General features: G+C 65.4%; 26 protein-coding genes. 16 read left to right on the top strand and 10 right to left on the bottom strand.

From position 1 onward, the window contains the following. Positions 1 to 16: 16 nt before the first annotated feature. The 3 genes from IAG41_RS04280 to IAG41_RS04270 form a co-directional block, all read right to left on the bottom strand. Entirely contained in the window at positions 17 to 1,432 is a 1,416-nt protein-coding gene (locus IAG41_RS04280; RefSeq protein WP_187727312.1) for a pyruvate dehydrogenase complex E1 component subunit beta, read from the bottom strand. 1 nt (position 1,433) lies between these two features. Further along, a complete protein-coding gene (gene pdhA / locus IAG41_RS04275; RefSeq protein WP_187727311.1) occupies positions 1,434 to 2,483 on the bottom strand; it encodes a pyruvate dehydrogenase (acetyl-transferring) E1 component subunit alpha in 1,050 nt (349 codons plus the stop codon). 104 nt (positions 2,484 to 2,587) lie between these two features. Next, positions 2,588 to 3,499 (bottom strand): LysR family transcriptional regulator, encoded by a 912-nt coding sequence (locus IAG41_RS04270; RefSeq protein ID WP_187727310.1) that lies wholly within the window; start codon positions 3,497 to 3,499, stop codon positions 2,588 to 2,590. A 101-nt stretch (positions 3,500 to 3,600) separates the two neighbouring features. Here IAG41_RS04270 and IAG41_RS04265 point away from each other — a divergent pair, with 101 nt between their 5' ends. Beyond that, on the top strand, positions 3,601 to 4,470 hold the full coding sequence (locus tag IAG41_RS04265) for an NmrA family NAD(P)-binding protein (protein WP_187727309.1): 870 nt from the start codon (positions 3,601 to 3,603) through the stop codon (positions 4,468 to 4,470). Here IAG41_RS04265 and IAG41_RS04260 read toward each other — a convergent pair. Next, positions 4,460 to 4,777, bottom strand: a complete 318-nt coding sequence (locus tag IAG41_RS04260; RefSeq protein WP_187727308.1) for an FtsB family cell division protein — start codon at positions 4,775 to 4,777, stop codon at positions 4,460 to 4,462. The two genes, IAG41_RS04265 and IAG41_RS04260, sit on opposite strands and share 11 nt — an antisense overlap. A 59-nt stretch (positions 4,778 to 4,836) precedes the next feature. Further along, positions 4,837 to 6,111 carry a phosphopyruvate hydratase gene (gene eno, locus IAG41_RS04255; protein WP_187727307.1) on the bottom strand — a complete coding sequence of 425 codons (1,275 nt, stop codon included), beginning with the start codon at positions 6,109 to 6,111 and terminating at the stop codon, positions 4,837 to 4,839. A gap of 110 nt (positions 6,112 to 6,221) precedes the next feature. Between eno and IAG41_RS04250 the strand changes: the two genes are divergently transcribed. The 5 genes from IAG41_RS04250 (at position 6,222) to IAG41_RS04230 (ending at position 8,048) form a co-directional block, all read left to right on the top strand. Beyond that, positions 6,222 to 6,707 carry a hypothetical protein gene (locus IAG41_RS04250; RefSeq protein WP_262408438.1) on the top strand — a complete coding sequence of 162 codons (486 nt, stop codon included), beginning with the start codon at positions 6,222 to 6,224 and terminating at the stop codon, positions 6,705 to 6,707. A gap of 15 nt (positions 6,708 to 6,722) precedes the next feature. Next, positions 6,723 to 7,061, top strand: coding sequence for a phage holin family protein (locus IAG41_RS04245; protein WP_187727306.1), 339 nt, complete (start codon positions 6,723 to 6,725; stop codon positions 7,059 to 7,061). Further along, a complete protein-coding gene (locus IAG41_RS04240; RefSeq protein WP_187727305.1) occupies positions 7,061 to 7,417 on the top strand; it encodes a DUF3618 domain-containing protein in 357 nt (118 codons plus the stop codon). The genes IAG41_RS04245 and IAG41_RS04240 overlap by 1 nt, the downstream gene beginning before the upstream one ends. Further along, entirely contained in the window at positions 7,414 to 7,755 is a 342-nt protein-coding gene (locus tag IAG41_RS04235) for a hypothetical protein (protein WP_187727304.1), read from the top strand. The genes IAG41_RS04240 and IAG41_RS04235 overlap by 4 nt, the downstream gene beginning before the upstream one ends. A 74-nt stretch (positions 7,756 to 7,829) precedes the next feature. Then, positions 7,830 to 8,048, top strand: a complete 219-nt coding sequence (locus tag IAG41_RS04230; RefSeq protein ID WP_187727303.1) for a DUF4170 domain-containing protein — start codon at positions 7,830 to 7,832, stop codon at positions 8,046 to 8,048. Positions 8,049 to 8,052: 4 nt separating this feature from the next. Here IAG41_RS04230 and IAG41_RS04225 read toward each other — a convergent pair whose 3' ends face one another. The 5 genes from IAG41_RS04225 to carA all read right to left on the bottom strand — a co-directional run bounded on the left by IAG41_RS04225 (position 8,053) and on the right by carA (position 14,360). Next, on the bottom strand, positions 8,053 to 8,682 hold the full coding sequence (locus IAG41_RS04225) for a rhomboid family intramembrane serine protease (protein WP_187727302.1): 630 nt from the start codon (positions 8,680 to 8,682) through the stop codon (positions 8,053 to 8,055). A gap of 10 nt (positions 8,683 to 8,692) precedes the next feature. After that, positions 8,693 to 9,169: a transcription elongation factor GreA gene (gene greA / locus IAG41_RS04220; RefSeq protein ID WP_187727301.1), complete on the bottom strand. Its 477-nt coding sequence runs from the start codon at positions 9,167 to 9,169 to the stop codon at positions 8,693 to 8,695. A 77-nt stretch (positions 9,170 to 9,246) separates the two neighbouring features. Continuing rightward, positions 9,247 to 12,582 carry a carbamoyl-phosphate synthase large subunit gene (carB, locus tag IAG41_RS04215; RefSeq protein WP_187727300.1) on the bottom strand — a complete coding sequence of 1,112 codons (3,336 nt, stop codon included), beginning with the start codon at positions 12,580 to 12,582 and terminating at the stop codon, positions 9,247 to 9,249. Further along, on the bottom strand, positions 12,582 to 12,932 hold the full coding sequence (locus IAG41_RS04210; RefSeq protein ID WP_187727299.1) for a hypothetical protein: 351 nt from the start codon (positions 12,930 to 12,932) through the stop codon (positions 12,582 to 12,584). Before IAG41_RS04210 ends, carB begins: the two co-directional genes overlap by 1 nt. Positions 12,933 to 13,085: 153 nt before the next feature. Next, positions 13,086 to 14,360, bottom strand: a complete 1,275-nt coding sequence (carA, locus tag IAG41_RS04205) for a glutamine-hydrolyzing carbamoyl-phosphate synthase small subunit (RefSeq protein ID WP_187727298.1) — start codon at positions 14,358 to 14,360, stop codon at positions 13,086 to 13,088. A gap of 140 nt (positions 14,361 to 14,500) precedes the next feature. Here carA and IAG41_RS04200 point away from each other — a divergent pair, with 140 nt between their 5' ends. From IAG41_RS04200 to IAG41_RS04155, 10 genes are all read left to right on the top strand, one after another. Beyond that, positions 14,501 to 14,953: a GatB/YqeY domain-containing protein gene (locus IAG41_RS04200; RefSeq protein ID WP_187727297.1), complete on the top strand. Its 453-nt coding sequence runs from the start codon at positions 14,501 to 14,503 to the stop codon at positions 14,951 to 14,953. A gap of 50 nt (positions 14,954 to 15,003) precedes the next feature. Continuing rightward, positions 15,004 to 15,459 (top strand): endonuclease domain-containing protein, encoded by a 456-nt coding sequence (locus IAG41_RS04195; protein ID WP_187727296.1) that lies wholly within the window; start codon positions 15,004 to 15,006, stop codon positions 15,457 to 15,459. After that, the gene (gene dnaG / locus IAG41_RS04190; protein ID WP_187727295.1) at positions 15,456 to 17,342 is read left to right on the top strand and encodes a DNA primase; all 1,887 of its coding nucleotides are present in this window, start codon (positions 15,456 to 15,458) and stop codon (positions 17,340 to 17,342) included. The genes IAG41_RS04195 and dnaG overlap by 4 nt, the downstream gene beginning before the upstream one ends. Before the next feature lie 42 nt (positions 17,343 to 17,384). After that, positions 17,385 to 19,418 carry an RNA polymerase sigma factor RpoD gene (gene rpoD / locus IAG41_RS04185; protein WP_187727294.1) on the top strand — a complete coding sequence of 678 codons (2,034 nt, stop codon included), beginning with the start codon at positions 17,385 to 17,387 and terminating at the stop codon, positions 19,416 to 19,418. Between the two features lie 270 nt (positions 19,419 to 19,688). Then, positions 19,689 to 20,354, top strand: coding sequence for a DUF6975 family protein (locus tag IAG41_RS04180; RefSeq protein WP_187727293.1), 666 nt, complete (start codon positions 19,689 to 19,691; stop codon positions 20,352 to 20,354). A gap of 31 nt (positions 20,355 to 20,385) precedes the next feature. Beyond that, a complete protein-coding gene (locus IAG41_RS04175; protein ID WP_187727292.1) occupies positions 20,386 to 21,234 on the top strand; it encodes an AAA family ATPase in 849 nt (282 codons plus the stop codon). Beyond that, positions 21,231 to 21,644, top strand: coding sequence for a GFA family protein (locus tag IAG41_RS04170; RefSeq protein WP_187727291.1), 414 nt, complete (start codon positions 21,231 to 21,233; stop codon positions 21,642 to 21,644). The genes IAG41_RS04175 and IAG41_RS04170 overlap by 4 nt, the downstream gene beginning before the upstream one ends. Positions 21,645 to 21,719: 75 nt before the next feature. Beyond that, positions 21,720 to 22,286 (top strand): CHAP domain-containing protein, encoded by a 567-nt coding sequence (locus IAG41_RS04165; protein WP_187727290.1) that lies wholly within the window; start codon positions 21,720 to 21,722, stop codon positions 22,284 to 22,286. A 36-nt stretch (positions 22,287 to 22,322) separates the two neighbouring features. After that, complete coding sequence (locus IAG41_RS04160; protein ID WP_187727289.1) at positions 22,323 to 23,723, top strand: hypothetical protein; 1,401 nt, start codon at positions 22,323 to 22,325, stop codon at positions 23,721 to 23,723. Between the two features lie 8 nt (positions 23,724 to 23,731). Then, positions 23,732 to 24,910, top strand: coding sequence for a vWA domain-containing protein (locus IAG41_RS04155; protein ID WP_187727288.1), 1,179 nt, complete (start codon positions 23,732 to 23,734; stop codon positions 24,908 to 24,910). The last annotated feature ends 2 nt before the right edge of the window (positions 24,911 to 24,912 follow it).

The following is a 24,912-nucleotide window of genomic DNA, read 5'->3' as shown; positions in this document are numbered from 1 at the left end:
CGCCCCGTCGCAGGTATCAGCCCTTGTAGGTGACCTTCTTGACCGCCTCGACCACCTTGGCCGCGCTCACCAGCGCGAGCTTCTCCAGATTGGCGGCGTAAGGCAGCGGCACGTCCTCGTTGGTGACGCGCAGCACCGGGGCATCGAGATCGTCGAAGCCCTGCTCCATCGCCACCGCGACGATCTCCGACGAGATCGAGCAGGTCGGCCAGCCTTCTTCGACCACGACCATGCGATTGGTCTTCTTCAGGCTCTCGAGCACCGTCGCGGTATCGAGCGGGCGCAGCGTGCGCAGGTCGATGATCTCGGCATCGATGCCCTCGGCCGCCAGCGTCTCGGCCGCTTCGAGCGCGACGCCGACGCCGATCGAATAGGACACGATCGTCACGTCCTTGCCCTGGCGCACGATCCGCGCCTTGCCGATCGGCAGGACATAATCGTCGAGCTTCGGCACTTCGAAGTGACGGCCGTACATCAGCTCGTTCTCGAGGAACACGACCGGATCCTCGCTGCGGATCGCGGCCTTCAAGAGCCCCTTGGCATCGGCCGCGTCATAGGGCGCGATCACGATCAGACCTGGGACGCTGGCGTACCAGGGGCCGTAATTCTGCGAATGCTGTGCGCCGACGCGCGACGCCGCACCGTTCGGGCCGCGGAACACAACCGGGCAGCGCATCTGGCCACCGGACATGTAATTGGTCTTGGCGGCCGAGTTCACGATGTGGTCGATCGCCTGCATCGCGAAGTTGAACGTCATGAACTCGACGATCGGCCGCAGGCCGCCCATCGCCGCGCCCGTCCCGATGCCGGCAAAGCCATATTCGGTGATCGGCGTGTCGATCACGCGCTTCGCGCCGAACTCGTCGAGCAGGCCCTGGGTGACTTTGTAGGCGCCCTGATACTCGGCGACTTCCTCGCCCATCACGAAGATGCGCGGATCGGTGCGCATTTCCTCGGCCATCGCGTCGCGCAGCGCCTCGCGGACGGTCGTCTTGACCATCTCGGTGCCCGCGGGAATGTCTGGATCGGAAACGGTCGCGGCCTTGTCGCTGGCGAGCTGCTTGGTGCCGCTCTCGGCCTTTTTGGGCGCGCCGTCCTCATCGCCGCCTTCGGCCTTGGGCGCCTCGGCGGGGGCGGGAGCCGGCGCGGGTGTAGCAGCCGGCGTCGGAGCCGGCGTCGAGGCGTCTTCACCCTCGCCCGCGATCAGTGCGATCACGGTGCCGACCTTAACGCCGTCGGTGCCCTCGGCGACCAGGATCTTCGAGATCGTGCCTTCGTCGACCGCCTCGAACTCCATCGTCGCCTTATCGGTCTCGATCTCGGCGAGAATGTCGCCCGACTTGACCGTGTCGCCTTCCTTGACCAGCCACTTGGCGAGCGTGCCCTCTTCCATCGTGGGAGAAAGCGCCGGCATCTTCAGTTCAACGGCCATCTCAGTAGGACTCCACCAGCACGTCGGTATACAGCTCGGCCGCATCGGGCTCGGGCGTCTGCTCCGCGAAGTCCGCGGCCTCGTTCACGATCTTGCGGATCTCCGCCTCAATCGGCTTCAGATCCTCGTCCTTCATGCCCATCGTCTCGAGCTCGCGCCTGGCATGCTCGATCGGATCCGACTTGTCGCGGACCGACTGGACCTCCTCGCGGCTGCGATATTTGGCGGGATCGGACATCGAATGGCCGCGATACCGGTAGGTCTTCATTTCGAGGATGATCGGGCCCTTGCCCGCGCGGACCCAGGCGAGCGCCTCCTCGGCGGCGCCGCGGCAGGCGAGTACGTCCATGCCGTCCACCTGGATGCCGGGAATGCGGAAGCTCTCGCCGCGCTTGTAGAGCTGGTCCTCGGACGAGGAGCGATTGACCGAGGTACCCATGGCGTACTGGTTGTTCTCGATCACATAGATGATCGGCAGCTTCCACAGCTCGGCCATGTTGAAGCTCTCATACACCTGGCCCTGGTTCGACGCGCCGTCGCCGAAATAGGCCATGGCGACGCCGCCATCCTCATTATATTTGTGCGCGAACGCCAGGCCGGTGCCGAGCGAAACCTGCGCGCCGACGATGCCGTGGCCGCCGTAGAATTTCTTCTCGGTCGAGAACATGTGCATCGAACCGCCCTTGCCGCGGCTGATGCCCGCGCCGCGTCCGGTCAGCTCGGCCATGATCACCTTCGGATCGATGCCGTAAGCGAGCATGTGACCATGATCGCGATACCCGGTGATCACCGAGTCCTTCTCGCCGTCGAGCGCGGACTGCAGGCCAACCGCAACGGCTTCCTGGCCGATATAGAGGTGGCAGAAACCGCCGATGAAGCCGAGGCCGTAAAGCTGACCCGCCTTCTCCTCGAAGCGTCGGATAAGCAACATCTGCTTGTAGAATTCGAGCATCTGCTCCTTGGAGGCCTCGAACCGCTCCGGTTCGCTGGGTCGCTCACGATTGGATGCTGCAGGGGGAGTCGGTGCTTTGCGAGCCGGTGCTTTGGCCACGATCAGGAATTCCTCGTCCGGGGAGGGGTAAGGCGGGGTGCCTATAAGCGCGTTTTGACTGCCTGCGCAACTAACGCGCGGACAATGCCTGCGTTCATTCTCCGCTACGGCTCGTGCGCGGCGATCACGCCCTCGCAGAAGTCGAGCAACGCGCGCACCTTGGCGGGTACGTAGCGGCCCGACGAATGCAGCGCGTGGAGCGGATAGCGTTCGTCCGGCCAGTCCGGAAAAAGCTCGACCAGGTCACCCGAAGCCAGCAGCGGCTCGACTCCGAGCGCCAGGGTTTGCGCAATTCCCACGCCCGCCAGACAGGCTGCGAGCATCGTGCCGGCGTCCATCGTGACCAGCCCGCCGCCCACCGCGACGGGCAGTACCTCATCCCCCCGATGGAACTCCCAATCGAAGGGGCGGCCGGTCCGCGGATCGTTGAAATCAATGCAGCGGTACCGGGCCAGTTCCGACGGGTGCGTCGGCCTGCCATGCCGCGCGAGATAGGCGGGCGAGGCTACTGTCAGCACCCGCGTGTTCGCGAGCAGGCGCGTCACCATCGAAGACGTCGCAGGCGGGCCGAAGCGGATCGCGAGATCGAGGCCCTCGCGCACCAGATCATCGGGCATCTCGCGAATCAGCAACTCGAGTTGCAGGTCCGGATAGCGATCGAGGAATTCCGACAGACGAGGCGCGAGCACTGTGCGGCCGAAATGCGCGTCCATATCGACGCGCAAGCGCCCGGTGACCGCGCGGCTGCTCCCGGCAAGCGCTTCAGCCGCCTCGCCGATCCCCGCGAGCATTGGCGCCACCGAGACATGGAAACGCGCCCCTTCGTCGGTCAGGCGCATGAAGCGCGTGGTGCGATCGAACAGCCGGGCGCCGACGCGCGACTCGAGCCGCGAGATCGCGCGCGATATTGCCGAGTCGGTGAGCCCAAGCACTCGCGCGGCGCCGGTGAAGCTCCCTGCTTCGACCACCGCGACCAAAACTCGCACACCCGAGAGTAGCCGTTCGTCGAATGCCATCCGACACTCCTGCAATCGAGTCATGAATGATCTGACAATTCGGCGTTACCGGCAAGAAGCACTCCGCGCCATATTCACCCGCATTGGAAATGGAGGCCTTCATGTACGCAATCACGGGCATCACGGGTCAGGTCGGCGGTGCGGTCGCACGCACGCTGCTGGCCGCCGGCAAGCTAGTCCGCGCAGTCGCGCGCGATCCGGCAAAGGCAGCGGATTGGATCGAACAGGGCTGTAGCTTCACACGCGCCGACATGGACGATTCCGCCGCGCTCACCGCCGCCTTCTCCGGAGCGGAGGCGGTGTTCATCCTGCTGCCGCCGGTCTTCGATCCCTCGCCGGATTTTCGAGAGGCCCGGGCGGTGATCGCCGCGGTGCGCTCGGCACTGTTGGAAGCAAAACCGGACCGGGTGGTGTGCCTGTCGACGATCGGCGCCGACAGCGCGCGGCCTAACCTGCTCAACCAGCTTCGCCTGATGGAACAGGAACTGCGGACGCTGCCGATGCCCGTCGCCTTCCTGCGTGCCTGTTGGTTCATGGAGAATGCCTCGTGGGACATCGCACCGGCGCGCGAAAATGGCGTGATCCCGAGCTTCCTCCAGCCGCTCGACGGCGCGATCCCGATGATCGCCACCGATGACGTCGGCAGCACCGCGGCCGCACTGCTCCAGCGGAACTGGCAGGGCGAGCATGTCGTCGAACTGCAAGGGCCAGCGCTTGTGTCGCCATTGGACATTGCCGCCACGCTCGGCGCAATTCTCCGCAAGCCGGTACGCGCCGAGGCCGTTCCGCGCGAGGAATGGGAGGGCATGTTCCGTGCCCGCGGCATGAGCAATCCCCTGCCCCGCATGCAAATGCTCGACGGAGTCAATCAGGGCTGGATCGCCTTCGGGGCACCGGGCGCCGAGCGGCTGCGTGGCAGCACGACGCTGGAGCAAGCGCTGCGCAAGCTGGTCGAGCGCCCTACTTGTTGAGCGGGACGATCACTTCATCAGGGCGCACGACATTGAGCTGCTTGCGCGCGAGTTCTTCGACCATGTCGGGATCGGCGCCGCGCTTGGGATCGAGCAGGTCGACGCGGTTCTTGATCTCGGCGCGCTTCTTCTGGAGCGCGGCGAACTCCTGGTTCTTCTGCTCCAGATCGTGGCGCACTTCCTTGGCCGCGACGATGCCGTTCGGCCCCAAAACGGCATTGTACGCGAAGAAACAGATCGCAATCAGCACCGCGGCGGGAAGTCCCGCGCGGCGTAGAAGGGTCTGAACAGGAGAAGCGCGCTTCATGAAGTTGATTCTCGCTTAACCAAGTGCGCTAATCAAGGGCCGTATAGCTACGGAAGTGATTATTTGAGAACAGATTTCCCCGCATAGACCGCTGCGTCGCCCAGCTCTTCCTCGATGCGGATCAGCTGGTTGTACTTGGCGAGCCGGTCCGAGCGAGCCAGCGAGCCGGTCTTGATCTGTCCGCAATTGGTGGCGACCGCGAGGTCGGCGATCGTCGCGTCCTCGGTCTCGCCCGAACGGTGCGACATGACCGCGGTGTAGGACGAGCGCTGCGCCAGGCTCACCGCCTCCAGCGTCTCGGTCAGCGTGCCGATCTGGTTGACCTTCACCAGCAGCGAATTGGCATAGCCGCCGTCGATGCCCCGCTTCAGGCGAGTCGGGTCGGTGACGAACAGATCGTCACCGACCAGCTGGACCTTGGCGCCGAGCTTCTCGGTAAGCGTCTTCCAGCCGTCCCAATCGTCCTCGGCCATGCCGTCCTCGATCGAGAAGATCGGATATTTGGCGGCCAGGCCCGCGAGGAACTCGGCATTCTCGGCCGAGGAGAGGGTCTTGCCCTCGCCCACCATCTTGTAGGCGCCGTCCTTGTAATATTCGGTGGCGGCGCAATCGAGCGCGAGCATGACGTTCTCGCCCGGCTTATAGCCTGCCGCTTCGATCGAGCTCATGATGAAATCGAGCGCCTCGGTGGTGGAGGCGATGTTCGGCGCGAAGCCGCCCTCGTCGCCTACGCCGGTCGCCAAGCCTTTCTCGTGCAGCTTCTTCTTCAATGTGTGGAAGATCTCGGATCCGCAGCGCACCGCTTCGACGATGTTCTCCGCGCCCACCGGCACGATCATGAATTCCTGGAAGTCGATCGGATTGTCGGCATGCTCGCCACCATTGATGATGTTCATCATCGGCACCGGCAGGACATGCGCGTTGACGCCGCCGACATAGCGATAGAGCGGCAGGCCGCGGGCATCCGCAGCCGCCTTGGCCGCCGCTAGGCTGACGCCCAGGATCGCGTTCGCGCCCAGCCGGCCCTTGTTCGGCGTGCCGTCCAGCTCGATCATCGCGCGGTCGAGATCGGCCTGGTCCTCGGCATCGAGGCCCAGCACTTCCTCGGCGATCTCGGAATTGACCGCGTCGACCGCGCCCTGGACACCCTTGCCCAGCCAGCGCGACTTGTCGCCATCGCGCTTCTCGACTGCCTCGTGCGCCCCAGTCGACGCGCCCGACGGTACTGCGGCGCGGCCGAAGCTGCCATCCTCGAGCATCACATCGACCTCCACCGTCGGGTTGCCCCGGCTGTCGAGAATCTGGCGGGCGTGGATGTCGATGATTGCGGTCACGTAATGGTCTCCCTAATTAGGGTTGGGGCGCGGGCGTGCCTCTAACGGCTCCGGATGGAACTCGCAAACGCGGCCGTTGTTGTTTCGCACGAGACATGGGAGTTTTTTACATGGCAGACGAAACGACGGGAATCAGCGACGCGACCGATACGCTGGTGAAGGATGCCGCCGCTGAAGCGGGCGCAGCCAAGCGCAGCGCCGCCGACACGATCCGCGAGGAAGCCGGCAAGTTCACCAGCCAGGCCGCCGATCGCGCGCGTGCCTTTGCCGGCGAAGGCAAGGACAAGGCGACCAGCGCGCTCGATGAGGTCGCCAAGATGATGAAGAACGCGGCCGAGGACGTCGATTCCAAGCTCGGCGAGGATTACGGCCGATACGCCCGGTCCGCCGCCGACGGCATTTCGAACTTCGCCGAATCGCTGCGCGGCAAGGATGTCGACGACTTGCTCGCCGGCGCGACCGATTTCGTGAAGAAGAGTCCGGTGATCGCAGTCGGCACCGCCGCGGCAGTCGGCTTCGTCCTCGCGCGGCTGATCAAGTCTGGGATCGATGCGGCAGCCGATGCCGGCGAACCCAAATCCAAGCCCGACGCATAACAGGCGTCGCGGGGGGTGCCGGAGCCGGAACAGCAGGAACAGGGCATCGGCGAGCTGCTGACGCGACTCGCCGATGACGCCAAGGCGTTCGGGCAGGCCGAACTCGATTATTATTACGCGCTCGCGCGCGGCAAGCTGAGCGAGGCTAGTGCTGCTCTTTGGACGGGCGCTGTCGCAGCCGCCCTGGCATTGGCCGCGGCGGTTGCGTTGGTCGTCGGATCGGTACTTACACTGTCACCGCTCGTCGGACCGGGTTGGGCCACGTTGATCGTGGTGGCCGTGGCGCTGGGGCTAGCCGGCATCATGGCCCGGCTCGCCTGGCTCCACGTCAAGCGTGTCCTGAAGGACAAATAGTGAGCGGACCACCCGACATCGGCATCGCCGAGGCCCGAGTAAAGCTCGCCCGCGCGCGCCTCTTCGGCACGCTCGGCGAGGTGCAGACCCGCCTCAAGCCCTCGAACCTCGCGCAGGACGCCGTCGAAAGCGCCGCGCAGGGCGTCGCCTCGGTCGCGCGCAAGGGCGCCGAGGCGGTGCGTAGTCGACCGTTCGCCGTCGCCGCGATCACCGGCGCGATCGGCCTCGTCATGGCACGCGGCTGGATCGGCGACATCGTCGGCGGCCGCAAGCGCAAGCATGAAACCCCTGCCAACCCCAAGGGTTTGAAGCAGGAACACAGACCCGCGAAGACCGCGAAAGGACAATCGAAATGAGCAACGGCACCACGAGCGTCGCCCGCACGCCCGCGACGAAGAAAAGTGCAGCCACCGATACGATCGGCGACAACCCCGCCGTGCTGCTCGCCGGCGGTGTCGCACTCGGCGTCCTGATCGGCATGCTGCTCCCCCGACTCGAGCGCGAGCGTAAGGCGCTCGACCCTGTCGGCAAGAAGCTCGCCGAACGCGCAACCGCGGCTGTGAAAGCGGCCAAGGAGACCGGTCGCGAAGAGATCGATTCGCTCCTCCCAGCCCGCGACGCGACCAGAGAACGCGTCTCTGCGCTGTTCGGAAACATCATCGACGCGGCCAAGGGCGCGAACGCCAAGGTCTGAAACCGGCCTATAAAGGGTTGAGCGCCGCCGCAGACCCGCTAAGGCCTGCGGCGACCGCACCCCAGGAGGCCCAATTGAGCAAGCTTCACCTGGTCTTCGGCGGCCGTGTGGCCGATCCGCAGACTCTCGATTTCAAGGATCCGTCGCAACTCGACGTGGTCGGCATCTTCCCCGATTATGCCAGCGCCGAAAAAGCGTGGCGCAGCGCCGCGCAGCGTACCGTCGACGATGCCGAGATGCGCTATGTCGTGGTGCACCTGCACCGGCTGCTCGAGCCCGATCTGCAGGCTTGAACGCTCAGGCTTTCCGCCAACGCCACCGGAACAGCGGGCCCGCCAGCGCGAGGCCCGCGAAGAAACCGCCGATATGCGCCGCGGCGGCGATCGCCACGCCGCCCTGCAAAAACGCAGTCGCCATCAGCAGGTTGACGAGCGTCCAGGCAACGGCGAGCCACAGGATGTGGATCGCCCGCGCGGGGATCGGTCCAATCGCCTTGGCCTTGGGCTGGCCGTAGAGCAGCGAATAGGCGCCGACCACCGCCGAAGCCGCGCCACTGGCACCCACCATCGGGGTGACCGAAAGCGGGCCCGCCGCCCATTGCGCGAACGCGGCGGCATAGGCGCCGACCAGATAGAGGACGATGATGCCAACCGGCCCCAGCGCGCGCTCGGTGGCGCTGCCGGTAAAGCCGAGCATGAGCATGTTCATGCCGAGGTGGAAGAAGCCGGCATGGATCAGCGCACAGCTGAGCGGCGTCAGCCAGGCCGGAACCGCGGTCAGCCCGGGAAATACCACGGCACCGCTCAGCCGCGCGGGGATGAACCCGGCCAGCACCTGGATATCCGTGGCATAGGGAGACAGCGTCACCAGCGCGCTCACCGCGATGGTGAGCAGCACGATCGCCGTGGTCGCCGTCAGGCGGTCCATCGACATGGTCTCAGATGAATTCGATGCGCGACACCAGATAGTATCGGTCGCCCGCCGGCACCGACACTTCGACTTCCTCGTCGACCTTGCGACCAATCAGCGCGCGGCCGAGCGGCGAGTTGTACGAGATGCGGCCCTTATTGGCATCCGCCTCGGTCTGGCCGACGATCTGATACTTGATCGCCTTCTCGTCCTCGTCGCGCAGGGTCACGGTCGCGCCGAACACCACCTTGTCGCCCGACAGGTCGCGCGGATCGATGATCTGCGCGCGGCTGAGCTTGTCCTCGATATCGGCGATGCTCGCCTCAATCTGGCCCTGGCGCTCCTTGGCGGCGTGATATTCGGCGTTTTCCGACAAATCGCCGTGCGCGCGCGCTTCCTCGATTGCGTCCACAATCTGCGGCCGCTCGATTTTCAGGCGCTTCAGCTCCGCATTGAGCTTGTCATAGCCCTCAGCCAGCATCGGCATCTTTTCGACCGTCGCCATACACTCGTCCTTAAAACGCCCCGGGCCCCAAGCGTCTCACAATCGAGACGCTCGCACACTAACACCGGTTGGGGAGATCAATTGTGCGAATGCGAATAGTAAGACTGCAAAGGGCAAACATCAAGCGTCTGGCGGGAAAGCGCTTCGATGGCCCGTGCCGCAGCCACGCTCGCAGGCGCGGTCGTGAAATACGGTATCTTCTGCGACAATGCCGAGGCGCGGATGCTTGAGGAGTCCTTGAGCGACTGCCAGCCTTCGGTCGAGTTGAAGATGATGTCGACCGCGCCGTCCTGAATCCGGTCGACGATGTGCGGCCGCCCCTGCGCCACCTTGTTGACCCGCTCGACCGCGATCCCCTCGGCGATCAGATAATCCGCGGTACCTCCGGTGGCGATGATGCTGAAGCCGAGACCGGCCAAGATGCGCACGCCGGGCAACACCACGGGCTTGTCGCTGTCCTTGACGCTGACGAACAACGTGCCGGAGGCCGGCAGCACCGTGCCCGCGCCGAGCTGCGACTTGGCGAAGGCGATCGCGAAATCGCGGTCGATTCCCATCACTTCGCCCGTGGACTTCATTTCGGGTGAGAGCACTGGATCGACGCCTGGGAAGCGCGCCCAGGGGAACACCGCCTCCTTGACCGCGATATAATCGATGTTGCGGTCGATCTTCGGCAGGTTCTTGAGCTTCTCGCCCGCCATCACGCGGCTGGCGATCTTGGCGATGGGAATGCCGATCGCCTTGGCGACGAAGGGCACTGTCCGCGAAGCACGCGGGTTCACCTCGATCAGATAGACCTGGCCGTCCTTGACCGCGAACTGGATGTTCATCAGCCCCTTGACCTTGAGCGCCCGGGCCAGCGCCTCGGTCTGGCGCTCGATCTCGGCGATGATATCGGCGGGCAGGCTGTAGGGCGGGATCGAGCAGGCGCTGTCGCCCGAATGGACGCCCGCCTCCTCGATATGCTGGAGCACGCCCGCGACCACCACGTCGGTGCCGTCGGCGATCGCGTCGACATCGACTTCGATCGCGTCGCGCAGATACTGGTCGATCAGCACCGGCGAGGTGCCGGAGACCTGCACCGCGGTCTGGATATAGTCGTCGAGCTGGCCGAGGCTGTCGACGATCTCCATCGCGCGCCCGCCGAGCACGTAGCTCGGGCGCATCAGCACCGGGTAGCCGATCCGTTCGGCCACCCGCACCGCTTCGTCGCGGCTGCGGGCGATGCCGTTGGCCGGCTGGCGGAGACCCAGCTTCTGGACGAGGGCGGCAAAGCGCTCCCGGTCCTCTGCGAGGTCGATCGCATCGGGCGAGGTACCAAGGATCGGAATGCCCGCATCCTCCAGCGCCTGCGCCAGGTTGAGCGGAGTCTGGCCGCCGAACTGGACGATCACGCCGACAAGCGTACCGTTCGACTTCTCGATCTCGAGGATCTCGAGCACGTCCTCGGCGGTCAGCGGCTCGAAATAGAGGCGGTCGGACGTGTCGTAATCGGTGCTCACCGTCTCCGGATTGCAGTTGATCATGATTGTCTCATAGCCCGCCTCAGCCAGCGCGAAGCAGGCATGGCAGCAGCAATAATCGAACTCGATGCCCTGCCCGATCCGGTTCGGACCGCCGCCAAGGATCACGATCTTCTTGCGGTCGGTCGGGTTGGACTCGTTCTCGGGCTCGCCGAAGCTCGGCGCCTCATAGGTCGAGTACATGTACGGCGTCTTCGCCTCGAACTCGGCCGCGCAGGTGTCGATCCGCTTGAACACCGGGCGCACGCCCAGCCGCTGGCGCAGCGCACGCACTTCCTGCTCGGTCACGCCGCCGGTCATCGCCTTGACCACGTCGCGCACCAGGCCCGAGCCGCGGGCGATGCCGCGCTCGGTGCCCTTGGGCAAATTGGCGGACTTGAGCGAGAGATAGGCCAGGCGCTTGTCGCTGAAGCCCATCGCCTTCAACTTGCGCATCCCCGCCGCGTCCTGCGGCAGGCCATGGTCGATGATCGCCGCCTCGGCCTCGATGATCTCGCGGATGCGCTCGAGGAACCAGGGGTCGTACTGGGTCAGCGCATGGACCTCGGCGACGGTGAAGCCCTCGCGCATCGCCTGCGCCGCGGCCAGCAGCCGGTCGGGCGTCCGCGCGGCCAGCGCCGCCTCGATCACGTCGCGGCGCGCGCCGACGAGCGCATCGACATCGTTGAAGCCCGAAAGGCCCGTCTCCAGCCCGCGCAGCGCCTTTTGCATCGATTCATGGATCGAGCGGCCGATCGCCATCACCTCGCCGACCGACTTCATCGCGGTGCCCAGTACCGCTTCGGCGCCCTTGAACTTCTCGAAGGCGAAGCGGGGTATCTTGGTGACGATATAGTCGATCGTCGGCTCGAAGCTCGCCGGCGTCGCGCCGGTGATGTCGTTCTCGATCTCGTCGAGCGTATAGCCCACCGCCAATTTGGCCGCGACCTTGGCGATCGGGAAGCCCGTCGCCTTCGACGCCAGCGCCGAGGACCGCGAGACGCGCGGGTTCATCTCGATGACGATCAGCCGGCCGTCCTTCGGATTGACTGCGAACTGCACGTTCGAACCGCCGGTTTCGACGCCGATTTCCCGGAGCACCGCGATCGATGCATTGCGCATGATCTGGTATTCCTTGTCGGTCAGCGTCAGTGCCGGCGCGACGGTGATCGAATCGCCGGTGTGCGTGCCCATCGGATCGATGTTCTCAATCGAACACACGATGATGCAGTTGTCCTTGCGATCGCGGACAACCTCCATCTCATATTCCTTCCAACCGAGGAGCGATTCCTCGATCAGGACCTCGCTCGTCGGCGAGGCGTCGAGCCCCTTGCGGACGATGTCGCAGAATTCCTCGCGGTTGTACGCGATGCCGCCGCCGGTGCCGCCTAGCGTGAAGCTCGGGCGGACGATCGCGGGCAGGCCGACATGTTCGAGCCCGGCCAACGCTTCCGGCATCGAGTGTGCGATATGGCTGCGGGCGCTTTCGAGCCCGATCCTGGTCATCGCGTCCTTGAACTTCAGCCGGTCCTCGGCCTTGTCGATCGCCTCGGCGTCGGCGCCAATCATGATGCAGCCGTATTTCTCCAGCGTGCCGTCCTGCGCGAGCGCCAGCGCGGTGTTGAGCGCGGTCTGCCCGCCCATCGTCGGCAGCACCGCGTCGGGGCGCTCCTTCTCGATGATCCGCGCGACGATCGCCGGGGTGATCGGCTCGACATAGGTCGCGTCGGCCAGCTCGGGATCGGTCATAATCGTCGCCGGGTTCGAATTGACCAGGACGATGCGATAGCCCTCTTCCTTGAGCGCCTTGATCGCCTGCGTGCCCGAATAATCGAACTCGCACGCCTGGCCTATCACGATAGGCCCTGCGCCGATGACGAGGATGGAGGAGATGTCGGTGCGTTTGGGCATTAGTTTGCTCCCGGTGCCGGGATCATCATCGACTTCACTTCCAGCCTTCCAAATTCTAATGACTTTAGCCGCTTTTCTATGCCCGCCGCCGCATCGGGACTCTTTCCCTGAGTGTAAATGCGGAGAGTGAGGCGATCGCCGGTCTTCCACGGTGCCGTGATAGACCAGTACGAGGATGTGAGGGCATTTTTTACCCTGTCGAGCGCGTCCTGCTCGCCGGTGACCAGCCAACCAACCAATATCATCACCTTGCCGTCCACTGTGATGCAAGGGTCTGACTTGCAGGTCGGCTGCTCAACGGATTCAGCGCGGGCGACGACCAGAGACTGGTGAGGAATGTCAGTCAGCATAGTCACCCGTTCATCATCCCCACGAACCGCTCGAACAGATAGAAGCTGTCCTGCGGCCCTGGACTCGCCTCGGTAAGGCAGGAAATCCCCGCGCCCATTACGATCCCTTCCGCTGCACAGCACTCTGCGGAACGAGGAGCAGCGTGAAGAGCATCAACGACTCCCCTTCAGGCTGCCCACGAACTTCTCGAACAAATAGAAGCTGTCCTGCGGCCCGGGGCTCGCCTCGGGATGATATTGCACGCTGAAGGCCGGCTTGTCGGTCAGCTCGATCCCGGCATTGCTGCCGTCGAACAGCGACACATGCGTCTCGCGCGCGTTGGCGGGCAAAGTCTCGCGCTCGACCGCGAAGCCGTGGTTCATGCTGGTGATCTCGACCGCGCCGTCGCTCAGCCGCTTTACCGGGTGGTTGGCGCCGCGATGGCCCTGGAACATCTTGGTGGTCTCGGCGCCCACGGCGAGGCCCAGCAGCTGGTGCCCTAGGCAGATGCCGAACAAAGGCTTGCCGGTCTCGAGCAGTTCGCGGATCACCGGCACGGCATATTCCGCCGTCGCGGCGGGGTCGCCCGGGCCGTTCGACAGGAAGAAGCCGTCGGGCGCGAACGACATGACCTGTTCGAAGGTCGCGGTCGCCGGCAGCACGGTCACCTTGGCGCCGGCCTGGACCAGGTTGCGGAAGATGTTGCGCTTCGAGCCGTAATCGATCGCGACGACATGGGGCCTGTCATCCCCCTCCCGCAAGCGGGAGGGGTTAGGGGTGGACGCCCGCTCTCCAGCAGCGGTATCGTCCGTGAGCGTGGGCCCACCCCCTGCCCCTCCCGCAAGCGGGAGGGGAGAAGAAGAAGCCTCATAGCCAAACCCAAGCCGCCAGACGCCGCCTTCCCAGCCATAATGCGTCTCGACCGTCACCGTGATCGCCAGGTCCATGCCCTCCAGCCCCGGCCATTCGCGAGCCATCTGCAAGAGCAAAGGGATGTCGAACTCGCCGGTCGGCGAATGCGCGATCACCCCGTTGGGGGCGCCGCCGGTGCGGATGCGGCGGGTGAGCGCGCGGGTGTCGATCCCGGCCAGGCCGATCCGCGCATGCTTCTTCATCCAGCTATCGAGATGCTCGTTGCTGCGGAAATTGCTCGGCTCGGTCACGTCCTCGCGGACGATCATGCCCAGCGCGTGCGGCGTATCAGCCTCGAAATCGTCGGGATTCGCGCCGACATTGCCGATATGCGGAAAGGTGAAGTTGATGATCTGACCGGCGAAGCTCGGATCGGTCATGATCTCCTGATAGCCGGTCATCGCGGTGTGGAAGCACACCTCGCCCACTGCCTGCCCCTCGGCACCGAATCCGCGGCCCCAGACCACGTCTCCTGAAGCGAGCACCAATACGCCGGTGGCTCCTTGAGGCATGGGCATGGGTTTGGCTTCGGCCATTATGGGGTGGCGCTCCATTCAGGTTGCAGCGATGTCGCTAAGTCGCGGCGGCTAGACCCCCTGCCCCCCGCCGTCAACCTGTTCAATTTCCGCGAGCCCGGCTATCGTCGCTCGCTTATCTGCAAACCGAAAGAGAACGCATGATTCGCGACGACATCAAGGCTGCCCAGATCACCGCCATGAAGGCCGGAGACAAGGAAAGCCGGGGCGCCATCAGCCTGATCCAGTCCGCCATCAAGAACCGCGACATCGAGGCTCGCACCGGCAAGGCGCCCGAGGACGACGATGCGCTGGTGGTCGAAGTGCTCCAGAAGATGGTCAAGCAGCGCCGCGAATCGATCGAGATGTACACCAAGGGCGGCCGCCAGGAGCTCGCCGACGCCGAGGCCGCCGAGGTCGCGGTGATCGAGCGCTTCCTGCCGCAGCAGATGAGCGAGGACGAGACCAAGGCTGCGATCGAGGCGATCAAGGCCGAGCTGGGCGCTTCGGGCATGAAGGACATGGGCCGCGTGATGGCCGAGCTGAAGGGCCGCCACGCGACCACGCTCGACATGAGTAAGGCGAGCGGCCTGGTGAAGGCGGCGCTTTCGTGAGCTTCGACGTCTTCTTGCTTCCCCTCCCGCTTGCGGGAGGGGATTGAGGGGTGGGCGCCCGCTCTCCTCAAGGAGATCCGGCGGGAAAAGGCCCTTCCAATCCCGCTCGCTTCCGGCTGGACCGGCCCACGGAGCGCGCGCGCCAACTTCGCAGTGCGCCGACGGCAGCCGAGGAATTGCTCTGGTCGAAATTGCGAAAGTCGCAATTGGGAGGTCTGACTTTCACCCGCCAGCTTCCCGTCGCCGGCTATTTCGGTGACTTTGGCTGTCGCCGTGCGCGACTCATCGTGGAACTCGACGGCAGCCAGCACCTCGATTCCGCTGCCGATGCCGAGCGCACTCGCCGCATCGCGGCCGAGGGCTACCGCGTCATCCGTTTCTGGAACAACGATCTGACGAATAACCTGGACGGGGTGCTCCAGGCGATTCTCATTGCCGCTTCATCGAGCGGAGAGCGGGCGCCCACCCCCCAACCCCCTCCCGCGCGCGGGAGGGGGAGCCAATGAGCCTCACCCCGCAATTCCTCGACGAACTGCGCGCCCGCACCTTGCTGTCCGGCCTCATCGCCAAGTCGGTGAAGCTCCAGCGCGCGGGGCGGGAATTCCGTGCCTGTTGCCCGTTCCACCAGGAAAAGACGCCGAGCTTCTACGTCAACGACGAGAAGGGCTTTTACCACTGCTTCGGCTGCAGCGCGCATGGCGACGCGATCCGCTGGATGACCGACCAGCGCGGGCTGCCGTTCATCGATGCGGTGAAGGAGCTCGCCCAGGCCGCCGGGCTCGACATGCCCGAGCAGGACCGCCACGCCGCCGAAAAGGCCGAGCGCGCCAAGGGCCTGCATGAGGCGATGGCCGATGCCGCGAAGTGGTTCGGCGAGCGGCTGCAGGGCATCGAGGGCGCCGAGGCGCGCGCGGTGCTCAAGAAGCGCGGCGTGACCGAGGAAACCTCACGTGCGTTCGGCCTGGGTTTCTCGCCCGATTCGCGCGACAAGCTCAAGGAAGCGCTCAAGAGCTATGGCGATCGCATGCTGGTCGAGGCCGGGCTGTTGATCCAGGTCGAGGAAAAGGAGCCGTACGACCGCTTCCGCGGGCGTCTCATGATCCCGATCCGCGACGCGCGCGGGCGGACCATTGCCTTTGGCGGACGCATCATCGGCGACGGCGAGCCGAAATATCTCAACTCCCCGGAGACGCCGCTCTTCGACAAGGGCCGCACGCTCTACAATCTCGATCGCGCCCAGGCCGCCGCGCGCCAGGCCGGCCGGATCATCGCGGTCGAGGGCTATATGGACGTGATCGCGCTCGCCCAGGCTGGGTTCGGCGAAGCCGTCGCGCCGCTCGGCACCGCGCTGACCGAACACCAGCTCGAGCGGCTATGGCGCATCGCCGAGGTGCCCCTGCTCTGCTTCGACGGCGATTCGGCCGGCCAGAAGGCGGCGCTCAGGGCGGCGCACCGCGCCTTGCCCATGCTCCAGCCCGGCCGCAGCCTCGCCTTCGTCACTTTGCCCGACGGACTCGATCCCGACGATCTGGTCCGCGCCAAGGGGCCGCACGCCTTCGAGACACTGCTCAAGGCCCCCGAGCCGCTGGTCGATCGCCTCTGGGCCAGCGAAGTCGCCGCCGAGCCGCTTAATACCCCCGAACAGCGCGCGGGCCTCAAGCGCCGGCTCAGCGAGCTCGCGAACACGATCGCCGATGCAAATGTGAAGTCCGAATATCTGGCCGAGTTCCGCCAGCGCATCGACGTGCATTTCGGACGCGGCCCGCGTGAATTCCAGCCGCGCCAGCAACCGCAGGCCGGTAGCCGGACGGCGCGCGGCAGCCGCAATGCGCGCGGCGTCTGGCAGCCGCCCGAGGCGCCGCCGGGCGCAACGATGCGGGGCGTCGGCGCGGGCGGACTCGATCCGATCCTCGCCAAGGCGGTGCTCGCGGGACTGATCCGGCACCCGGCTGAAATCGCGCGCCATATGGAGGTTCTCGGGAGCCTGCGCAGCGCCAGCGGCGCACTGGGCAAGCTGTTCGAAGCGGTTATCAACGTCGCTTTAGAAGATCGTCAGCTTGATAGCGGCAAAGTCCTCACCATATTGGCGAAGTCCGGATTTGATCAGGTAGCCAGCGACCTGTTGAGAGCCGATACGCTCCCCTTCTCGTTCACACGGCCCAACGGGGCTGACGAGTTGAAGGCGCGCGAGGATCTGAACGAGGCCATCGCGGTGATGGTAGCGCAGCCGGTGGTGGATGCGGCGCTTGCCGAGGCGACCCAGGCGCTGAGCAGGGATGGTTCGGAGGAGGCGTTCGCCCGTCAGGTGGCGCTTTCGCGGCAGCGGCAGGAGCTCCAGGCGCGGCTTGCAAACCTAATGCTTGCGGACGACGAAGATTTTGACGATTAGGGCGGCTGTAAAATAGCCGTCATCTGGATTTCGAGGATTTTGATGGCGAAGACCAACGGTGGCGGCGCAGAGGACACGATCGAAGCGGGCGATGCGCCCCTGATCGATCTCAACGAGGGCACGCTCAAGAAGCTTGTCGCTCGCGCCAAGAAGCGCGGCTACATCACCGTCGACCAGCTCAACGAGATGCTGCCGCAGGACCAGATGTCCTCGGAGCAGATCGAGGACGTCATGTCGGCGCTCAACGACATGGGCATCAACGTCGTCGAGAACGAGGACGTTGGCGAGGACGCCGAGCCCGAGGACGACACCCCGGACGAGGTCGATGCCGCCGAGGGCAAGGACGACGAGCCCGCCTTTGAGCTCACCAAGAAGAAGGAAACCGTCGATCGCACCGACGATCCGGTCCGCATGTACCTGCGCGAGATGGGCGCGGTCGAGCTGCTCAGCCGCGAGGGCGAGATCGCCATCGCCAAGCGCATCGAGGCAGGCCGCGACACGATGATCCTCGGCCTGTGCGAATCGCCGATCACGTTCAACGCGATCATCGGCTGGTCGAACGCGCTCAACGAAGGCACGATGCAGCTGCGCGAGATCCTCGATCTCGACGCGATGCTCTCCAAGGGTCCGTCGGCCGAGCAGGTCGAGGGCGCCGAGGAAGACGATAACGGCGAGATCAGCGAGAAGACCGCCGGCGCGACCTTCAAGGAAGAGGAAGAGCCCGAGGAAGTCTCGGCCGACGAGGAGGACGAGGATTCGATGACCGAGCGCCGCACGCCGCGGCCTTCGGACGACGAAGAGGAAGACAACACCCTCAGCCTCGCCCAGATGGAAGAGCAGCTAAAGCCGCAGGCGCTCGAGCGGTTCGCCAACATCACCGCGGTCTACAAGAAGTTCTCGAAGATTCAGCAGGCCCGGCTCGACGCGATGGCGGCGGGCGGTGAACTGCCGTCGGCGCAGGAGCGCAACTATCACAAGCTGCGCGAGGAACTCACGGCCGAGGTCGAGAGCGTCCAGTTCCACAACGCCAAGATCGAATATCTCGTCGACCAGCTCTACAGCTTCAACCGGCGCCTGACAGCGCTGGGCGGCCAGATGCTGCGCCTCGCCGAGCGCCACAAGGTGCCGCGCAAGGACTTCCTCGATCGCTATGTCGATCACGAGATGGACGAGAGCTTCCTCGCCACGGTCGAGAAGCTCGACAAGAAGTGGAAGGCCTTCGCCGAGAACGAAGCCGCCGCGGTCGATCGCATCCGCATCGAGATTTCGGAGATCAGTCAGGCGACCGGCATGGCGCTCGGCGAGTTCCGTCGCATCGTCAACATGGTGCAGAAGGGCGAGCGCGAGGCGCGGATCGCCAAGAAGGAGATGGTCGAGGCCAATCTCCGCCTCGTGATCTCGATCGCCAAGAAGTACACCAACCGCGGCCTGCAGTTCCTGGATCTCATCCAGGAGGGCAATATCGGCCTGATGAAGGCGGTCGATAAGTTCGAGTATCGCCGCGGCTACAAATTCTCGACCTACGCGACCTGGTGGATCCGCCAGGCGATCACCCGCTCGATCGCCGATCAGGCGCGGACGATCCGCATCCCGGTCCACATGATCGAGACGATCAACAAGCTGGTGCGGACCAGCCGCCAGTTCCTCCACGAGCAGGGCCGCGAGCCCACGCCCGAGGAAATGGCCGAGCGGCTGAGCATGCCGCTCGAAAAGGTCCGCAAGGTGATGAAGATCGCCAAGGAGCCGATCTCCCTCGAAACGCCGATCGGCGACGAGGAGGATTCGCATCTCGGCGACTTCATCGAGGATAAGAACGCCGTCATCCCGGTGGACGCCGCGATCCAGGCGAACCTCAAGGAAACGGTCACTCGCGTCCTTGCCTCGCTCACCCCGCGCGAGGAACGCGTGCTGCGCATGCGCTTCGGCATCGGCATGAACACCGATCACACGCTCGAGGAAGTCGGTCAGCAATTCTCGGTCACGCGCGAGCGCATCCGCCAGATCGAAGCCAAGGCGCTCCGGAAGCTCAAGCATCCGAGCCGCAGTCGCAAGATGCGGAGCTTCCTCGACCAGTAAGGTCGCCGGGATCGAACAGAGAAAGGGCGGGTGTCTAGGCCGGACACCCGCCCTTTTCTGTTTGGGCTCATGCGCCGGATTTCAGGATGCTTTCCGGTTGGGGCACGGTGGTTGCGCGGCCATCGGTTACCGGGCGGATATCTCACCCGCAGAGGATTTTCTTACAGTAAATTCGCCGTCAACCACGTCTCTACGCGGTTCAGTATAACCCCTGAGGCTAGATGGACGACGCCGGCATGAACGGCGACGATCTTTGTCACTGGGGGCGAAATGCCGTTTGATTCCGTACAAATTGCGCATTTGGGTGGCGCCTGGGGTGCGATGGGTTCGCTCGCGGGCTCCGACGGCAGCGCCAACCACCCCTATCTCCGCCGCCTGATCGACGATATCGAGCCGCAGCGCGATCTGTGCGACGCGGTCCACTATATCTGCCTGCTGCACGGCCGCCATCCGGGCGTGATCGATCACGCGCTCGAGCATGCGCGCATGCCGATCGAATCGGGCTGGATCGAAGCCGCAGCCGAGGCCTTTGCCGGCGAGCGCGCCTATCTCGTCCGCCTGGTCGCCGCCGCGGGTCCGCTACCCAGCACGCCCGGCCACGCCGAATCGGAAGCCGTGACGGCGGCGCAAAGCCACGCGCTGGACATGCTCGCCCAGTCCGATCGTTCCGGCTGCGCGACGGGCGCCGCGGTCGCGCTGGCGATCGACTGGACCACGATCCGCCAGGTGCTCGATACCGCCGCGCACCGCTTCGGCATCACGCCCTTCCCCACGACACTGCCGCTGGCCGAGGAGACGGTGAGCGTCGTCGACGCGCTGGCGCGCGAATGCGCGATCGAGCGCGCGATGCTGTTCGGCGCGCAACAGGTCTATGCCCAGCATCGCGGGCTGTGGGACCTGCTCGAGGCCCGCGCCGGCGCCCGCAATCGGGGCTGACAAGCCTCTGCCATACCGCTAGTTCGAAGCCATGCGCTTCGAAGGCACCCAGAGCTATGTCGCGACCGATGACCTGAAGGTCGCGGTCAACGCCGCGGTCACGCTCCGCCGCCCCCTCCTCGTCAAGGGCGAGCCTGGCACCGGCAAGACCGTGCTGGCCTATGAGATCGCCAAGGCGGTGGGCGCGCCCTTGATCGAGTGGAACGTCAAATCGACCACCAAGGCGCAGCAGGGCCTGTACGAATATGACGCCGTCGCCCGGCTGCGCGACGGACAGCTCGGCGACGCGCGCGTCCACGACATCGCCAACTATATCCGCCGCGGCAAATTGTGGGAGGCGTTCACCGCTCCCGAAGTGCCCGTGCTGCTGATCGACGAGATCGACAAGGCCGATATCGAATTCCCGAACGACCTGCTCCAGGAGCTCGATCGCATGGAATTCCATGTCTACGAGACCAAGGAGACGATCCGCGCCGCCGAGCGACCGATCGTGGTGATCACGTCGAACAATGAGAAGGACCTGCCCGACGCGTTCCTGCGCCGCTGCTTCTTCCATTATATCAAATTCCCCGACCGCGAGACGATGCAGGCGATCGTCGACGTCCATTTCCCCGGCATCCAGAAGATCCTGGTCAGCAAGGCGATGGATATCTTCTACGACATCCGCGAGGTCCCCGGCCTCAAGAAGAAGCCTTCGACCAGCGAGCTGCTCGACTGGCTCAAGCTGCTCCTCCACGAGGAGATGCCGCTCGACGTCCTCCAGTCGCGCGATCCCACCAAGGCGATCCCGCCGCTCCACGGCGCCTTGCTCAAGAACGAGCAGGACGTGATGCTGTTCGAACGCTTGGCGTTCATGGCGCGGCGGCAGCAGGGCAAATGAGCCACAAGGCGGGGTGCTTGTGCGGCGCCGTCAAGGTCACGATCGACGCCGAGCCGTTGGGCGCGCGCCATTGCTGGTGCCGGCTCTGCCAGTATCTGAGCGCGGGCGGCGGCACGGTGAACGTGATCTTCCCCGCCGATGCGATCGCCTCCGAAGGCGAAATCCGCTGGATCGAGGGCGTCGCGGAAAGCGGCAATACGATGCGCCGCGGCTTCTGCCCGGCGTGCGGCACGCAGATCTTCAGCCAGTCGAGCGGGCGGCCGCATCTGATGATCGTCCGTGCCGGCGCGCTCGACGATCCGGGGCTCGCCGCGCCCGGATCGGTGATCTGGACGGCGGCGGCGCCCGGCTGGGCGCATTTCGATCCCGCACTGCCCCAGGTCGAGCGGCAGCCTCCGCCGATCGCCTGAACGCGCGTCGTTAACCTCTTGGTAACCATTGAAACCTAGGATTTCCGCGGGGGATCGTGGTTTCAGGGTGTGCCAATGCGCGTCTTCCTGTCCTGTCTTGCCCTCGGCCTCGCCGTCATCGCGCCGGCGCGCGCAGATTCGCTGCTCGACTATGTCGGCGAGTGCGTGCCCTTCGCCCGCGCGGCTTCGGGCATCCAGATCTATGGCGACGCATGGACCTGGTGGGACCAGGCCAAGGGACGCTACGCCCGTGGCTCGCAGCCCAGGGTCGGCGCGGTGCTCGTCTTCGCCCGGAGCCCGCGCCTGCCGCTCGGACATGTCGCGGTGGTCAGCCGCATCGTCGAGCCGCGCGTGTTGATGGTCACCCACGCAAACTGGTCGCGCCAGAATGGCGAGCGCGGCCATGCCGAGCAGGACGTGACGCTGTTTGACGTCTCGTCCGACGGCGACTGGAGTCAGGTAAAGGTCTGGTACCGCGACAATGACGGGCTCGGCGGGTCGGTCTATCCCGCCAACGGTTTCATCTACGGCACGCCCGATCCTGAGGCTTCCCACAAGGTGCGCAAGGCGCAGCCGGCTCCCGAACTCACCGGCAAGCAGCCCGATTATGTCGGATCGCTGATCGACGCATACGCGCGCTAGCTTGTGCCCAATCCGTCCGTGAAGCATGAGGCCGCCATGGAAGCGCGCGGGGGCGATCGGCATTGGTGGTGGCTGCTCGGCGCGCTGGCCGCGATCGGCTTTGCGTTGCGGCTTGCAGGCGCCCAGGGCGCGCTTTGGCTCGACGAGGCCTGGTCGGCGGTGCTGGCGCATGATGCGGGGACGCCGCTCGGCATCTTCCTCAACATCAATCACGACAATAATCACCATCTGAACTCGCTGTGGATGCAGTTCGTGGGGTTCGGCGCGCCGCCGCCGCTGGTCCGCGCGCTCTCGATCGTCACCGGGACCGCAGGGATCCTGGTCGCCGGCCTGATCGGCAAGCGCCGAAGCCCGGCACTCGGCCTGATCACCGCGACGCTGTTCGCACTCTCCCCGCTCCTCGTGACGCTCGGCTCCGAGGCGCGCGGCTATGCGCCGATGACGCTCGCGCTGCTGACCGCGATCCTGCTCACCGACCGGTGGCTCGCCGGCGAGGCGGAGCGGAGCCCGGCGACGGCGCTGGCACTCTGCTTCTTCCTCGGCGCGCTGTCGCAGCTCACCTTGTTCTTCGGCTTCTGCGCGCTCGCCGGCTGGGTGTTCTTCGCGCTGTGGAAGCGATCGACGCTCCGGCAGGCGCTGATCGATTCGCTCCGCCTGCTCCTGCCGAGCGCCATCGCGATGGCGGCCGTCGCGGGCATCGTCCTGGGTGCGGCGGCGGCGAGCAAGACCGGTTTCCAGTTCGGCCGCTACGATCCGTTCGACTGGCTGCAATATCTCCACGCGATCGTCGAGATGCTCGGCTATGCACTCGGCATTCCGGTCGTTTCGGTCTGGTGGCTCGCCTTCGCGCCGATCCTGGTCGTGCTGGCCGCAGGCGCAGGCGTCTCCCGCCTCGCCTTTCACCGGCTGGCGATCATCGGCTTCCCCGTCGCGCTCGCGGTGCTGCAATCGGGCAATGTCGGCCATCCCCGCTATTATCTGCTCGCCGGGATCGCGCTGCTGATCCTGGTCGCCGAGATGATCTGGCGCGGATGGGGCATGAACGGGTGGAAGCGCGGGCTCGCCGGCGTGGCATTCGGCGCGATCGTCATCGGCAGCCTGATCCAGGACGTCGACCTGATCCAGAACCAGCGCGGCGACCCCGGTGGCGCGATCCGCGCGCTCCAGGCCCGCGCGCCCGGCGGCACCAGCGTCATCCTCGATCGTTCGACCGGCCTCGCGATGCTCCAGGTCGCCGCCGCGCAGGACCGCTACAAGCTCGATATAATCGAGAACAGGCCCTGCGGCCCTTCCCGCTTCCTGTTCATCGATCGTTTCAAGGGCGAGACCATGCCCGGAGCCTCGATCCGCTGCGGCAAGCGCTACGCCCCGATCGCCCGCGCCTATGCCCGTGGCCTCTCCGGCACCCACTGGACGCTCTACGAGCTCCAACCCTAAAAGGGGCCATGTTCTTCTCCTTCCTCGACGAGCTGCGCGCCGCGGGCATCCCCGCCAGTCTGAAGGAGCATCTGATCCTGCTGGAAGCGCTCGATCGCGACGTGATCGATCGCACGCCCGAGGCCTTCTACTATCTCGCCCGCGCCACCTTCGTGAAGGACGAGGGGCTGCTCGATCGCTTCGACCAGGTCTTCGCCAAGGTCTTCAAGGGGATCGCGACCACCTACGGCGTCGCCCCCGCCGACATCCCCGAGGATTGGCTCAAGGCCGTCGCCGAGAAGTTCCTGACCCCCGAGGAGATGGAAGCGATCAAGGCGCTCGGCTCGTGGGATGAGATCATGGAGACGCTCAAGAAGCGGCTCGAGGAGCAGCATGGGCGCCATGAGGGCGGCAGCAAGTGGGTCGGCACCGGCGGCACCTCGCCCTATGGCAATTCGGGCTACAACCCGGAGGGCGTCCGCATCGGCGGCGAAAGCAAGCACGGCCGCGCGCTGAAAGTGTGGGAAGGCCGCGAGTTCCGGAATCTCGACAGCACCCGCGAGCTGGGCACGCGCAACATCAAGGTCGCGCTACGTCGCCTGCGCCGCTTCGCCCGCGAAGGCGCCGCCGACGAGCTCGACATCGACGCGACGATCGACGGCACCGCGCGCCAGGGCTGGCTCGACGTCCATATGCGCCCCGAGCGGCACAATGCGGTCAAGCTGCTGCTCTTCCTCGATATCGGCGGCTCGATGGATCCGTTCGTCAAGCTCTGCGAAGAGCTGTTCTCCGCGGCGACCAGCGAGTTCAAGAACCTGGAATTCTTCTATTTCCACAACTGCCTCTACGAGGGCGTGTGGAAGGACAATAAGCGCCGCTTCACCGAGCGCACGCCGACCTGGGACATCCTCCACAAATACGGCCACGACTATAAGCTGATCTTCGTCGGCGACGCTTCGATGAGCGCGTACGAGATCAGCCATCCCGGCGGTTCGGTCGAGCATTTCAACGAGGAAGCCGGCGCGGTGTGGATGCAGCGCATGACCAACACCTATCCCGCCGCGGTCTGGCTCAACGTGCTGCCAGAGGCGCAATGGGGCTATACCCAGTCGGTCCGCATCCTGCGCGAGCTGATGAACGACCGGATGTATCCGCTGACCCTGGCCGGGCTCGACGACGCGATGCGCGAGCTCAGCCGCAAGCACTAGAG

Origin of the sequence: Sphingomonas sp. JC676 (assembly GCF_014489075.1) — a bacterium.
Lineage (GTDB): Bacteria > Pseudomonadota > Alphaproteobacteria > Sphingomonadales > Sphingomonadaceae > Sphingomonas.
This window is presented reverse-complemented; position numbering and strand designations above follow the sequence as displayed.